Annotated in this window: 13 protein-coding genes; 4 read left to right on the forward strand and 9 right to left on the reverse strand. The window is 51.3% G+C overall.

Features of this window, described 5'->3' with window-relative positions:
- Positions 1-93: 93 nt before the first annotated feature.
- From H6624_17455 to ysxC, 4 genes are read right to left on the reverse strand one after another with little or no spacing between them, the layout of a single operon-like run.
- Positions 94-1,083, reverse strand: coding sequence for a KpsF/GutQ family sugar-phosphate isomerase (locus tag H6624_17455; GenBank protein MCB9086131.1), 990 nt, complete (start codon positions 1,081-1,083; stop codon positions 94-96).
- The gene (locus tag H6624_17460; GenBank protein ID MCB9086132.1) at positions 1,083-2,915 is read right to left on the reverse strand and encodes a CTP synthase; all 1,833 of its coding nucleotides are present in this window, start codon (positions 2,913-2,915) and stop codon (positions 1,083-1,085) included. The genes H6624_17455 and H6624_17460 overlap by 1 nt, the downstream gene beginning before the upstream one ends.
- Entirely contained in the window at positions 2,902-3,651 is a 750-nt protein-coding gene (gene kdsB / locus H6624_17465) for a 3-deoxy-manno-octulosonate cytidylyltransferase (protein MCB9086133.1), read from the reverse strand. Before kdsB ends, H6624_17460 begins: the two co-directional genes overlap by 14 nt.
- Positions 3,648-4,238: a ribosome biogenesis GTP-binding protein YsxC gene (gene ysxC, locus H6624_17470; GenBank protein MCB9086134.1), complete on the reverse strand. Its 591-nt coding sequence runs from the start codon at positions 4,236-4,238 to the stop codon at positions 3,648-3,650. The genes kdsB and ysxC overlap by 4 nt, the downstream gene beginning before the upstream one ends.
- A gap of 209 nt (positions 4,239-4,447) precedes the next feature.
- On the opposite strand from ysxC, the gene H6624_17475 reads away from it, so the two are divergent.
- Entirely contained in the window at positions 4,448-5,761 is a 1,314-nt protein-coding gene (locus tag H6624_17475) for a sigma 54-interacting transcriptional regulator (protein MCB9086135.1), read from the forward strand.
- Positions 5,762-6,082: 321 nt separating this feature from the next.
- On the opposite strand, the gene H6624_17480 is transcribed toward H6624_17475, so the two are convergent.
- Positions 6,083-6,739 carry a hypothetical protein gene (locus H6624_17480; protein ID MCB9086136.1) on the reverse strand — a complete coding sequence of 219 codons (657 nt, stop codon included), beginning with the start codon at positions 6,737-6,739 and terminating at the stop codon, positions 6,083-6,085.
- A gap of 84 nt (positions 6,740-6,823) precedes the next feature.
- Between H6624_17480 and H6624_17485 the strand changes: the two genes are divergently transcribed.
- The gene (locus tag H6624_17485; protein ID MCB9086137.1) at positions 6,824-7,843 is read left to right on the forward strand and encodes a flagellar basal body-associated FliL family protein; all 1,020 of its coding nucleotides are present in this window, start codon (positions 6,824-6,826) and stop codon (positions 7,841-7,843) included.
- 53 nt (positions 7,844-7,896) lie between these two features.
- Here H6624_17485 and polA read toward each other — a convergent pair whose 3' ends face one another.
- From polA to H6624_17505, 4 genes are all read right to left on the reverse strand, one after another.
- A complete protein-coding gene (gene polA / locus H6624_17490) occupies positions 7,897-10,482 on the reverse strand; it encodes a DNA polymerase I (protein MCB9086138.1) in 2,586 nt (861 codons plus the stop codon).
- Positions 10,482-10,769 (reverse strand): hypothetical protein, encoded by a 288-nt coding sequence (locus H6624_17495; GenBank protein ID MCB9086139.1) that lies wholly within the window; start codon positions 10,767-10,769, stop codon positions 10,482-10,484. Before H6624_17495 ends, polA begins: the two co-directional genes overlap by 1 nt.
- Before the next feature lie 39 nt (positions 10,770-10,808).
- Positions 10,809-11,027 (reverse strand): cold shock domain-containing protein, encoded by a 219-nt coding sequence (locus tag H6624_17500; protein ID MCB9086140.1) that lies wholly within the window; start codon positions 11,025-11,027, stop codon positions 10,809-10,811.
- Positions 11,028-11,096: 69 nt separating this feature from the next.
- Entirely contained in the window at positions 11,097-11,432 is a 336-nt protein-coding gene (locus tag H6624_17505; GenBank protein MCB9086141.1) for a septum formation initiator family protein, read from the reverse strand.
- An 81-nt stretch (positions 11,433-11,513) separates the two neighbouring features.
- Between H6624_17505 and H6624_17510 the strand changes: the two genes are divergently transcribed.
- Together H6624_17510 and H6624_17515 are read left to right on the forward strand one after the other, a co-directional pair.
- On the forward strand, positions 11,514-12,053 hold the full coding sequence (locus H6624_17510) for a hypothetical protein (protein MCB9086142.1): 540 nt from the start codon (positions 11,514-11,516) through the stop codon (positions 12,051-12,053).
- Positions 12,050-13,486, forward strand: a 1,437-nt coding sequence (locus H6624_17515) for a hypothetical protein (GenBank protein MCB9086143.1), incomplete at its 3' end; no start/stop codon positions are given. The genes H6624_17510 and H6624_17515, both read left to right, overlap by 4 nt.

The raw sequence follows: 13,486 nt of genomic DNA on the forward strand, positions 1-13,486 counted from the left end.
TTCGCCCTCGTTCCACCACGAGGGTATCAAAAATCATGACGCCGACCATTTGGAAATTTGCTGACCGAGACTTGAGTCTAGCCTGAATTCCATCTAGCGGATATTGGAGCGGAGGAGATCCTGAAGGTGAATGAGTCCAATCGGACGATTGGGATTGTCACCACTCGGATCAACAACAAACAGAGTTTGAATCTGAAACTGTTCCATCACAAACAAGGCCTTTTCAGCCAGCTCATCCGCACTGATAGTTTTGGGGTGAAGAGACATCATGGCTTCGGCTTTTTCAATCAAAGGGGTATTACTCTTCTCCAGGCGACGGCGAATATCACCGTCTGTAATGATCCCCAACAATGAGCCATCCTCACTAAGAACTCCGGCCACTCCCCTCACATCTTTTGCCGTCATTAAACTCACGACCCGAGACATCTCATCACTGGGCTTTACCAAAGGCAGGGCATCACCCACGTGCATGACATCCCTCACCCGCGTGAGAAGACGCCGCCCCAAGGACCCACCGGGGTGAAACTCCGCAAAATGCTCCCGATCAAAACCCCGTCTTTTCAAAACAGCCATCGCCAGGGCATCTGCCAAGGCCAAAGTGACAGTGGTGCTCGCCGTAGGAGCGAGACCAAGTGGGCAAGCTTCCTCACTCACAGAAATATCCAATGTAACTGTCCCGGCCCGGCCGAGGTTACTGTCCGTCTTACCAGTTAACGCCAGTACTGGAATATTCTTTCGCGCACAGTAGGTGAGAATCGGCACAAGCTCACCCGAGTCTCCCCCGTAAGAGATGGCAACAACCAAATCTTCAACAGTCACCACACCCATGTCCCCGTGAGAGCTTTCCGCGGGGTGAAGAAAAAAGGATGGGGTTCCTGTGGACGTAAATGTGCTGGCCATTTTTCGGGCAATAATACCTGATTTACCAATGCCAGAAGTGATCACCCGGCCTCTGCAGGCCAAAACCATTTCAACAGCTTTGGAAAACTCCTCACCCAAACGCTCGCGCAGAAGCAAAATACTGTTGGCTTCGACTTCCAACACCCGCTTTGCTTCTTCCAAATCGGCAATATTGGGGGCCATCAGGATCGAACCTCATGAACATCGTTGGTTCTGCCCTTGCGCCCGCGAGACCCAGCCGAGCGCTTACGGTTGGAGTCAGCCCCAACTGGAATTTCCTGACTCAGGATAGTCACTGCCTTTACAAATGAAGTGAACAACGGATGGGGAACCAGAGGACGCGACTTGAACTCAGGGTGGAACTGAACACCAATAAACCACGGATGCTCTGAGATCTCCAGGATTTCAACTAAATCCCTTTCGCGACAGACCCCACTGGGAGTCATGCCCTTCTTTTCAAACAGCGCGCGGTACTTATTATTGAACTCAAAGCGGTGTCGGTGTCGCTCATGCACTAGGTCAGCCTCATAGACATCCTGAGCTCTCGTGCCCTTGACCAGACTGCAGGGGTAGGACCCCAAGCGCATGGTGCCTCCCATGTCGCTCATGGTTTTCTGTTCTTCCATGAGATCAATCACCATGCTGTGCGAACCTTTGCGAGGCTTGCCAAACTCACGGCTGGTGGCATCCTTAATGCCACAAACATTTCGGGCAAACTCAATCGCCGCCAACTGCATTCCGTAACAAATGCCAAAGAAGGGAACACCATTTTCACGGGCATACTGAATCGCCGTGATCTTCCCTTCGACTCCCCTTTCACCAAAGCCACCGGGAACCAAAATTCCATCCACCTGAGAAAGGGCTCCCGCCACCGTTTTTGGATTAAGAGTCTCTGAATCAATGTAAACCACGTTAACCTTGGTGTGATTGGCTATACCACCATGAATGATCGCCTCATGAAGAGACTTGTAACTCTCGGTCAGGTCGACATACTTCCCAACAATACCAATGGTGGTTTCCTGATCCGGACTCTTCAGGGCCGCAACCATGTTTTCCCAATCTTCAATAGCCGCATGAGAGTCCTCAAGTCCGAGGCGTCTGACTACCTTGGCATCAAAGCCTTCCTCGTGAAGAGTTAAAGGAACCTCATAGATGGTGGTGGCGTCAGTTGCAGCAATCACATTCTCCGGATGAACTGAGCAAAACAATCCAATTTTGGACTTCAACTCATTGGGAATGGACTTCTCCGAACGGCAAATCAAAAAGTCGGGCTGAATCCCCACTTCCCGCAACTCTTTCACCGAGTGCTGAGTCGGTTTACTCTTCAGCTCGCCCGCTGCTGCGATATAGGGCACATAGGTCACATGGACAAAAAGGGAGTTTTCAATGCCCACATCAACCCGCATTTGGCGAATGGCCTCAATAAAGGGAAGACCCTCGATATCGCCGACGGTTCCACCGATTTCAACAATCACAACTTCGGCACCCTGGCCGCCTTCAAAAATCCGCGATTTGATTTCATCGGTGATATGGGGAATGACCTGAACGGTTCCGCCCAGGTAATCGCCCCGACGCTCTTTGGAGATGACGCTTTCATAAATCTGGCCGGCGGTGACGGAATTGGAGCGATTCAGAGAAACGCCTACAAATCGCTCGTAGTGGCCCAAATCCAAATCGGTTTCAGCACCATCGTCAGTCACATACACTTCACCATGCTGCAGGGGAGACATCGTCCCAGGGTCGACGTTGATATAGGGGTCGCACTTCATCAAACTCACTTTAAAACCACGGGACTCCAACAAAGTACCCAAGCTCGCTGCCGTCAGCCCTTTACCAATGGATGAAACCACACCACCCGTAACAAAAATAAACTTCTGCTGAAAAGCTTCAGATGTGGAGCTCAGTGGTGATTTGGTTTTGCGTGTATTTTGTGGAGACTTTTTGGCCTTGGACTTGGTGGTGGTCTTTTTCTTGCCCTTTGAACCCGATTTCTTGGTCTTTTTACGTCCTGCCATGGCCTCTTCCTGTTTGAATAATGGACTCAATTTTCGCTACATCCTCAGGAGTGTCAACACCCCAAGAGTCATGCTCCACACCCACCACGCGGATACGAGCGCCCAAATAAAGCGCCCTTAACTGCTCAAGACTCTCAGCCCGCTCCAGGTCCACGGGTCCTTGTTGGCAAAATCGTTGGAGAAAAGGTTTTCGGTAGGCGTAAAGGCCAATGTGCTTGCAACATACTCCAGAAAGCTGCTTAGCGTCAACGCGCGAATAGGGAATCGGAAAACGGCTAAAATAAAGTGCTTCGTTGCGCTCGTTCATGACGATTTTCGCCGTTGACAGGGATTCTAAATCACCCTCCTGCAGAGGGCGGCCCAGGGTGGCCATTTCCAGCCCCGGATCTGCAAAAAAAGGAGTCACCAGGGCGTCCAAAAGTTCGCCACTCAAAAGGGGCTCATCTCCCTGGATGTTGACCGCCACCTCACAGTCCTGATCCTGAATCGCGGCCCACACCCGGTCACTTCCAGAGGGTAGGTCGGATTCAGTCATGACCGCCTTGGCCCCACACTTGGTGGCCAGATCAAAGATCTCCTGGTGATCCGTCGCCACCCACACATCCGAAAGCTTTTTGCTGGTCTTCGCCCCTTCAATGACCCATTGAAGAAGAGGTTTCCCGGCCACCAAAGCCAGGGGTTTTCCCGGAAAACGAGTCGATCCGTAGCGAGCGGGTATGACGCCCAAAATTTTCATTCTTCCCCCTGCGCCACTTCTGGCTTTACCCATTGCTCAAAGATGGCTTCTTCCACTTCTTTGATCCCTTTGTTCTTTGAAGAAGAAGTGCAAAACACATTTTCCGCTCCCGCCACTTCCGCGATGGCTCTTTTGAACTTCACTTTTTCTCCGTGGCGAACCTTGTCCACCTTGTTCAAAATCACAAACCATGGCAGGTCGCGGGACAGACAAAAATCAATGAGAAGTTGCTCTTCAGCCGTCCACTTGCGGCGAATATCCATGATGAGGACCAGACCAACCAGGCTCCCTCTCTTCTTTAAATAGCCTTCGACCATCTTGCGCCAACTGGTTCTTTCGGCCCCACTGCGGGCGGCATAACCGTAGCCTGGCATATCTACGATGCGGTAGTTGTCGCCGGCATTAAAGAAATTAAGGAGTCGGGTCTTACCTGGTTGGGCAGACACCCGGGCCACCTTTTGGTTGGCAATGGCATTCAGAAATGAGGATTTTCCGGCGTTGGATCTACCGGCCAGAGCCACTTCAGGCCGATCTTCTTCGGGGAAATCCTGGGGCTTAACCCCACTTTGAATAAAGGTCACTTTCATGGAGGAAACCTAAGTCTTTTCACCGACAAAGACAAGATTCAACTCCCTTAGTCCGAGCTTCCGGACCGGAATCCGAGAATTTCCGTCGACGATTTGCCTGATCTCAAAATAAGGGGGTCTTGAAGTGGCCTCCACATTGAATAGTCCTGAGAGGACAGGACCACACGAACCCGCCATCCAGGGATTTGAGCGGGGCAAAGGAGGAATTCATGAGCACCCAAAAACTGCAATCACCCCTGCCACTGAAAGAAGCCAAAGCCTTCCTCAGCTTTTTGGATGGGCCTAATCAATCGGCTGTTGAACTCAAGGAAGTCCTCACCCTTGGCCGCGACCAGGGGAATCGCTTGGTCATCTCCGACCCCCATGTGTCCTCGCGCCACGCCCGTATTGAATGGTGTGATGGGGTCTACATCCTACGCGACCTACGCAGCCGCAACGGCACCTTTTTGAACGGCTCTCGCGTGCTGGTCGCCCCGCTATCCAACCGAGATCGCGTCAAGGTTGGCAATGCAGAGCTGGTGTTCTTGTTTGAACGGGATCACCGCCCGGAGAAGATTCTTTTGACCAGCAAAAATCCGGACTGGAACCAAAAACTCAAGGCCCTGCCGGATGTGGCCCAGTCCTCTTTGCCCATTTTAATCAACGGAGCCTCGGGCACAGGAAAGGAAATCATCGCCGAACAGCTTCATCGCCACTCACCTCGTCGTGAAGGACCATTTGTCAGCATCAACTGCAGTGCCCTCAGCATCAACTTGGCTGAAAGTGAGCTCTTTGGACACACCAAGGGCAGCTTTACCGATGCCACCCACGACCGCAAGGGAGCCTTTGAGTCCGCCCGCGGAGGCACCTTGTTTCTCGATGAAATCGGCGATCTCCCTTTAGAGCTGCAACCCAAACTTTTACGGGCCTTGGAAAACCGCGAAATCCGACCCGTCGGCGGTGATCGGACGATCAAGACCGATGTGCGGGTTATTGCGGCCACTCATCACAAGCTGAAGGAACAAGTGTCACTTGGCCGCTTTCGTCCCGATTTGTATTTTCGCCTGAACATCCTCAATCTGCAAACACCTTCCCTGCGCGAACGCATGGAGGACTTTGAAGACCTGCTTTACTTTTTTGCCCGCGACATGAAAGTCTCTTTCACCCTCGGCGCCATTGATTTACTCAAGCAGCACACCTGGCCGGGGAACATTCGCGAGCTCAAAAGTGCTGTCGCCCGAGCTCAAGCCTTGTGCGGAGGCAAAGTGAGTGAGGACAAGGTCCCGCTCATTATCGACTCCGCCCCACTACAAAGTCCGGCAACTCCAATCGATCAGGAAAGTGATTATGGCATTCCATCACGCACGGGCAATGTCTTAAAGGATCTGGAAAGGGCCATTATTGAAAAACGCCTGGTCGCCAACATGGGAAATCAGCGCCGAACGGCCCTTGATTTGGGTCTTCCCAAGAGCACTCTTCACGACCGTATCAAGGCTTATGACATCGACATCCAGCAACTCCTGGCCGCCAGTATGGATTACTAGCTCTCATATCCGACAATTTGCGAGACGAAAACTCGCCCCTTGATTTTTGGTCCACAAAACCTAGCAACCCTTTTCGAGAATGGGGGCGAATGGCCGAACACTTCCGTAAATCCGAATCCTCGCCGTCGCGCATGGGTGGGAGGCTGAGTGACCGAAGGGAATAGGCTCAGCCGAACGAGGCGCAGCAGCGAAGCTGATGCGACCCGAAGACGAGCCTGCGGCCGATAAGGCGTGTGAGGATTTGCGGAGAGTGATCGGCAAGAAGCCCACATTATTGACACAGAATTTGGAGACCAAAGAATTAAGGGCCCGTTTGAAGTCTCAGAGGGTTTCCCAACCAACAACTCGGCCGCCTTCAAAGTAGATGATGCGCATCTCTTTGCGGTAGCCGTCTTCGGAGGAAACGTACTTGGAGTACTTCCATCGCTCATTGCGGTAGACGGGACTTCCCGCCACCTCCACCATGTCCGGATCTCCCCAACTTTCAGTGACGGCCTTTTGGCTCATGCCCACAACGATATCGTTGTTCTCAATGATTTGGGCCATATCCTCGGAGTAGCCATTGCTATCGTCGTCAGAGATGCCGAGCTTTTGGATCCAGCGCTCTCTGCCCTCTACGCTTGGGATGCGCAAAAAGGTGATGCGTGCCAAATCACCAGGAAGAAAAGCCTTATACCGATAGTATTGTTGTTTTTCCCGTTTTGTTGGGATTTCGTCCTCCATGCGCTTGAGTTGCAGGCGCAGATTAAGGGAGTGCTGCTCATTCTCGCCTAAAGGCCGGGTGGGGTCGATGCCCATTTCTTCCAGGGCTTCCTGCTGGTCGTGAGCTTTACGGAGATTGTAAAAATCGGCGGCAGGATCCGGGGCAACTGAGCTTTCCTGGCCGTAGTAGCCGCTACTGTAATGCCTTTGCAGAAGACTACAGGCCGAAAGTCCACACAACAAAATCACAGCCGGGATGATTGAAGTCCATTTCATATCACTTCCTCCAATACCTGTATCGGAACGGAACAGAAATTTTTGAGTCCAAGGTGGACCGGATTTTTGCCATAATAAAGATCAATGACTGAAGATGGCGAAAACAACACCACGGAATCATCACCAGAGAATCAGCCAGAAGGTCCTCCCGCAGAGACCCTGCCCGCAGATTCCGGAATGATTTCACTCGAGGATTTGGATCGCTTCCTAGAGGAAGACGATCCTGATTTTGCCATGTCACTCAGTGAAATCGTCCCTGAAGAGCTGGGCGAAGACGTCGAAATTGACTCCCTTGACCTGGACGAGAAGAGCCTGGATGAGGACGATGAAGAGGAAAAAGAGAAGAAGCCAGGCCTTCTGGAACGCTATCCGAAGGTCCAGGAAAACCTCAACAAAGTCACTAAACCCATCAAGGCTCTGCCCGGCAAGGCCAGCTCTCTGGCTCTACAGGCAAAAAACACTGGGTTTGACCTGGTTCAGTTGACCTGGAAGTTTCTCAAGACCGATCTGCCTGAGCGAATCAAACATGCCTTTTCTCAAGCAAAGACCTTTTTTGCTTGGGTGAAGGGACGCATCCAATATTTTTGGGCCAAACCCCGACTGGAGAAGACTCTTTACTTCAGTGCCGCTTTTTTTATTCTCGGCTTTGTCACCTTGATCGCCTTTAACCTTGAAGGACGTTGGCTCCCCGGCCTGTTTGACGATTACGTGCAAAGCTTCGGTGAGGTAGCCGACCGGGTGGAAGAATTTGACGAAAGCAAGTGGAAGAAGCTCGACGCCGCTTTCCCGCAACCCACATTTACCGTTCTTCTCGAAAAGATTGTTTTGAATCTCCAACGTTCCCCTGGTCACCGCAATCCCATGGGCGCCTTTAAGTTCTACGTCAGCGTGGACTCACAAGAGACAGCCGTGGAAGTGAAGGATCGGGAAACGGAGATTCTTGATTATGTTCAACGCGCCCTTGAAGAGCTCAGCTACGAAGAAGTCAACGGCGCCGGCGGCCGCACCCAAATCAAATCCCTGGTCCGCGCCGAAATCAACCGCGTCCTCAACCAGGGCCGCGTCCAAGACGTCTTCATCGAAACCATGATTACCAAGCCTTAATAGTGACCGTCACTTTTTGGCATTGCAGCCCAATACCAAAAAGTGACGGTCACCTAATGGGCATCATCCCAGGTTTTACCCCAAGCCACATTCACTCGCAGCGGGACATCCAATTGGGCCGCTGATTCCATGACCTGTTTGATTTCTTCGGCTTGTTCGGCAGCTTCAGCTTCGGGACATTCAAACAAGAGTTCGTCATGGACCTGAAGGATCATAGGGACTTCAATGTCCTGGTGGATTTGAATCATGGCCATCTTGACCAAATCACTGGCCGCCCCCTGAATGGGAGCATTGATGGCTGCGCGCTCACCAAAGGCGCGGATTTGGGCGCGCTTGGATTTTAGTTCTTCGATGTAACGACGGCGACCAAAAAGAGTCTCCACATAACCCTGGGCTTTGGCAAACTCCACCGTGTCGGTCATGTACTGCTTCACTTTGGCAAAGCGCTGAAAGTAGCGCTTGATAATATCCGAGGCTTCGCCACGGGGAATGTTAAGGCTATCGGCCAACCCGTAAGCACCCTGTCCATAGGCAATTCCAAAATTAACCGCCTTGGCCCGACGACGAAGCTCGGGGTTCACGTCATTGAGTGGAACACCAAATATTTCAGCAGCTGTTGCCGCGTGGATATCCAAATCCTGGTTGAAGGCCTTCACCAAACCAGGATCGCCAGTGATATGGGCCAAAATTCTAAGCTCGATTTGGCTGTAATCAGCCGAGATAAAAACATGGCCCTTTTCGGCAACAAAGGCTTTGCGTACCAGCCGTCCCCGCTCGGTACGAATGGGGATATTTTGCAGGTTTGGGTTCACACTCGAAAGCCGGCCCGTTGAAGTGGCGGCCTGACGAAAGTGGGTGTGAATCTTTCCGGTTTCCTTATTAATCAACTGGGGAAGAGCGTCGACATAGGTGGATTTAAGCTTCGCCAATTCGCGAAACTCCAAAACCTTTGAGCAAATCGGATGCTCATCAGCCAGTTTACTTAATACGTCACTGGCGGTGGAGTAGCCGGTCTTAGTTTTTTTACTTGGGGGCAATCCCATTTTGTCAAAAAGGATTTCACCCAGTTGCTTCGGACTGGCGATATTAAAATGCTGGCCGGCCTCTTCATGAATACTCTTTTCCAGCTTTTCAATGTCTTTAGCCAGACCCTTACTTTGCTCAGCCAATTCATCCACATCTAAGCCAATGCCCCTTGTCTCCATGGCATAGAGAATTGGAACCAGGGGTAGTTCCAGAGCATCTAAAACCCCTTGGCCCGACATCTCCTCAAGTTTTTGCCTAAGGGGTGCCTCAAGTTCAGCGTGGCAGGAGATGATTTGATCGGGTGAGGCCAAATCCGGAACGGTCTTTCCTGTGTATTTTTGGTAGACCTCATCAAACTTTTCAATGTTACCGGCATGGGCCACGTAGGCGGCCAGCATGGCGTCCCACTTAGCGACGGGCTCTTCCACACTGAGAGCCTTGAAGGTTTCCTTGAGATCAAAACCTTTCCACGCAACCAGTTTTGTGCTCAAAACTCGGCCGACTTCCAACAGATCACCGTCGACAAAGCCGGCGCGTCCATTAAAGCCAAACAACAAACCCCGTTCAGAAATCGTTGTCCAGACTTCGCCGTAGGCTTGTACGTCGGACTCCAAATCTTTGAGTGTCCAGGTCTTCTCGACCCAACTTTGAATGGCCGTACTCGATGAGGATTTCGCCCTAGAAGACGCGGTGACTTTAGAACCGGCGCTTTTTTTATCGACTTTGCCAGTAGAAGAGTCTTCACCGCTGCTTTCGGGACTCGCCTCACCCAGGAGATTTTTTTCAAAGCTCTTAAAACCAAGCTCCATCAAAGTTGAACGTAAGCCCTCTTTGTCGATGGGCTTAAGCTTTAACTGATCCAGAGTCCATTCGCCATCAGCGTCCAAAACAATGGTGACTAGCTTCTTAGCAAGGTAGGCTTCATCTTTGTTATTTGTGAGCTTTTCTTTGAGGGCCTTACCCGAAACCTTGTCCAAGTTTTCGTAGATGCCATCTAGAGTTTTGAATTCCGCTAAGAGTTTTTGCGCCCCTTTGGGTCCGACGCCTTTGACTCCGGGAATGTTGTCGCTAGAGTCGCCAACCAGAGCCAGGTAATCGATGATCTGATCAGGACTGACTCCCCACTTCTCCACCACTCCGTCTTCATCGTAGCGGATGTTTTTCATGGTGTCGTACATGGAGACAAAGGGGCCCACTAATTGGGCGAAGTCTTTATCGCCACTGACGATAATCACTTCCAAGTTTTCCTCGCGACCAAGGCGAGTAAGAGTGCCAATCACATCGTCGGCCTCAAAGCCCTCTTTGTCCAAAACTGGAATGCCTATGAGTTCACTGAGCTTTCTGACATAGGGGACTTGGGGGACCAGGTCTTCGGGCATCTCACTGCGATTTGCTTTGTACTCAGGATAAAGATCCGAGCGAAACGAGGGCTCCTTGCGGTCAAAACAAAAGGCCATGTAGTCGGGCCTAATGTCGCGCAGGAGTTTGATGGTCATGGACAAAAATCCATAGAGGGCATTAGTCGGCATCCCATCGGGATTTGAAAGTGGAGGAATAGCATAAAAAGCCCGAAAGAACATCGAGCTCACGTCAACCAGGTAGAGCTTCTTCATTAACTCTCTTCCGTTATCCTATAAATGTCTTCGGTGGTGATTTGACCGAGTCCCCGGTCTTTGAGAATTTGCTCGGCAAGAAGTCGCTGGTGCATGCGCACCACATTGGATTCTGCCGAGTCGAAAAGATACTTAAGATCAGAGAAAAACTGAGAGTCCGGCTCTTCTTCGCCAGACTCCCATTTTAGAATCAATTCCTGAGAGCAATTCAGGCGGCGGGCAAAGTTCGCCGTGCACCAACCTAAGCGCAAGCGTAACTTTTTAACCTCAGCACCATTCCATTTCATGATCCAGCCCTCCGCCACGATCGCTCTCTCAACTTTGCCCTATGGGCCCGAGCGACCAAGTGGTCGTATGTTTGTCGCCTCCGGTCCCCTACTGGTTTCCAGAAGGTCATAGTCAACATCAACACCCTCAATTGAGCGATCAGGTATACCACCCTCTGTCCAAGCGGTGTAATGAAAATACACCGGCCTTCCATCGCTTTGTTCAATAAATCCATAGCCTTGTTGCGAGTAAAAGCATTTCACCCGACCTAATGCCATAGGCAGTCCTCCCTAGAGTTCTGTTTTGTGTAGATGGTGCGTTAAGGTATTGGAAAACCAAATAAACTATTACTGACCTCGTGCGTCTTCAAACTCGTCTTCGTCGGCAAAGACAAATACCAGATCCCCTTCGCCGACCAAGTCGAATCGATCTCGGGCTTCTCTTTCGATAAACAGAGGGTCTGAAGCCCTTCTTAACTTTTCGTCCATTTCCTGACTGCGGACTTCGAGGTCCTCGGTTTTGGTCTGAATCTCCTGAAAGTCCTGATGCAGATTCCAAAGGCGGAGTAGGCTGCCATCTACGAAGAGGTTTATAAAGGCAAGAATGGCGCAAAACCAGAAGACCCGAAGCGGGTGATTGAGTTGTTCCTGTATCCAGTGAAAAAAGCGGGAGATACCCATCACAATTAGTATACAACATGGCAAAGGGGATAAAAGTCCAGGTCTTGCTGACTGACTTATTCCTGGCCCCTTTTGTGCCGATAAATGAGCATGGTAAAAGCCCTTCTTATACTTAGCCTTTGGTCCTGGAACGCGGTCGCGCAAACAAAACCCCTCGTTGAACAGGACTGCCGTTCCCAAGGGTTTGAGTTGTGGTCGGCCTTAGCCAAACCCCAGATCGACAAACAGGGCAAGGCCACAGCTGTCTTGGCCTGGAAGAAGATCCCTGACGAGTGGAATGTCCACCGAGGTAACTTTGTTGCCGTCTACTTGGAACTGCCAAACGAAGAGGGTCCCCACTGGCAAACCTTTTCTGTCCAGGTCGCGAGCAAATCGGAGGGAACAAAGGGCAGAGAGGTGGCCAGCAAAGTCGGTGGCGACAAATCCAAAGAGTGGCAAAAGACCGAGAGCTTTGAGCTCTACGACCCACCCAGCACCCATGGTCGCTATGTGAAAAAAATGCGCTTCCCTGATCACATCGCAGGCCTGCCCGAAGAGTGGCCACGTTTGGTGGAAGTGATCGTTCTCAAAAACGATCAGCCCCAATGTAGTTTTAGAATAAAGATTCTAGGGCCAAGCATATGAACGGGTACCTGATCTTTCTACTTTCAAGCCTGATTGTCCCAACACTTCTTATCTGGGCCGAATCACCCCCTCATCGCGGTCCCGAGTTGGTCCACAAGGCCTTTACCAAGTGTGAGCCCGATGAGGTTCTCACCGACAAGGACCCCTTTTTCGTCAGTGCCACTGACGGGGCCGGAATGGAAGACAAGGAGTGGGAGAACTTTCGCAATTTTGCCGACTACAGTCATGTCCTGTACTATCTTCCCCGTATGTCGATTGTCCGACCGCTGGACGATGCCGAGGTCATTAAGCGCAAAGAAGAGTCCTCAATGGACACTTTTCCCCCGGATCACTATGTTCCAGTTAAGGTGATGAGTATTCGTGACCCCAAAGCCTTTGAGGTGATGAAAACCAATCGCCGCCTGGCCCGCAGGGCTGACCCCAAGTCCCCTCGCAATTCCAAATACCCGAACAAAAAGCTGTCTTCGGCCAGTATTGGCGACGTGGGACTTGTCTGGGGCAAGAGCCTAAGACCAGCCAAGGACTTCAATTTTGTCGTCACCAAAGATACGGCCTTTTTGAAAATGCCCAAGGCCTTGACCGACAGCCTCGCTGGTAAAACCGTGCGACTGGCTACCAAAGACGGCAAGTACCGCACGCGTATTTGCTGTGAACCCACCAATGCGGAGTCGTGCATCACCAATTATATCTTTCAGGTTCTCAAAGATGATCCCGTAGCAAAAGAAAGCGACCGCATTGTGGAGCGCGAACTAGCTATGACTCCTCAGTGGTGTGAGCCCATATTGAATGCCCTCAATCCGGTGACCAAAGCGCACACCGATGCCATCCGCTCAATACTCAATCAAATGGAAGCCCAAGATCCAACAAAGGGAATTCGCGATTTGGAATTTTTTGATTCAGAAGGCTTAGTCAAAGTTCCTGTCGACTACAAAGATCTTCTGGTTATTGACACTCCCGGCCCCGGGGAAGTCACCGTCCAAATGGGCCCGGGAAAAAATGCCCTACATTACACTCCGGACGATGCCCATTCCGGTGACGCCTACAATGATCCGGTGGCCGTCTGCACCTTTTTGCAAGTAACGAAGAAGTGGGAGAAAATCTGCCCACCAGGAACACCGGGCTGCACCCTTCAGTGGGGGAATGCCTACCACCCTCCCAATTGGGGAATTCACGGAACCCATGGCTCCAAATCTTGTTTTGATATCCGTCCCATGCGCAGACAGGATGACGTGGGTGGAGTCTATTGCCGCCGCGATAGCAACTACGACCGGGAGAAGACCGCTAAGCTCATTGCTCTTTTAAATCAGGCAGGCGGGGTGGGAATCCTCAATGATGGATCTTATTCAGGACTCTTTTTTGACGACAGCAAAATCGAGGGACGTCGAACGGTCAGTAACGCGGACCACTGCGACCACATTCACGTCTGCTTTCCA

The sequence above is a fragment of the Pseudobdellovibrionaceae bacterium genome (assembly GCA_020635075.1).
In the GTDB taxonomy this organism is placed as follows: domain Bacteria; phylum Bdellovibrionota; class Bdellovibrionia; order Bdellovibrionales; family UBA1609; genus JADZEO01.

Coding starts and splice junctions, on each gene's coding strand:
- H6624_17480 (MCB9086136.1), bottom strand. CDS start 6,739: ATGAAATGGACTTCAATCATCCCGGCTGTGATTTTGTTGTGTGGACTT.
- H6624_17510 (MCB9086142.1), top strand. CDS start 11,514: ATGAGCATGGTAAAAGCCCTTCTTATACTTAGCCTTTGGTCCTGGAAC.
- polA (MCB9086138.1), bottom strand. CDS start 10,482: ATGAAGAAGCTCTACCTGGTTGACGTGAGCTCGATGTTCTTTCGGGCT.
- H6624_17500 (MCB9086140.1), bottom strand. CDS start 11,027: ATGGCATTAGGTCGGGTGAAATGCTTTTACTCGCAACAAGGCTATGGA.
- H6624_17485 (MCB9086137.1), top strand. CDS start 6,824: ATGACTGAAGATGGCGAAAACAACACCACGGAATCATCACCAGAGAAT.
- H6624_17495 (MCB9086139.1), bottom strand. CDS start 10,769: ATGAAATGGAATGGTGCTGAGGTTAAAAAGTTACGCTTGCGCTTAGGT.
- H6624_17460 (MCB9086132.1), bottom strand. CDS start 2,915: ATGGCAGGACGTAAAAAGACCAAGAAATCGGGTTCAAAGGGCAAGAAA.
- H6624_17475 (MCB9086135.1), top strand. CDS start 4,448: ATGAGCACCCAAAAACTGCAATCACCCCTGCCACTGAAAGAAGCCAAA.
- H6624_17455 (MCB9086131.1), bottom strand. CDS start 1,083: ATGGCCCCCAATATTGCCGATTTGGAAGAAGCAAAGCGGGTGTTGGAA.
- kdsB (MCB9086133.1), bottom strand. CDS start 3,651: ATGAAAATTTTGGGCGTCATACCCGCTCGCTACGGATCGACTCGTTTT.
- ysxC (MCB9086134.1), bottom strand. CDS start 4,238: ATGAAAGTGACCTTTATTCAAAGTGGGGTTAAGCCCCAGGATTTCCCC.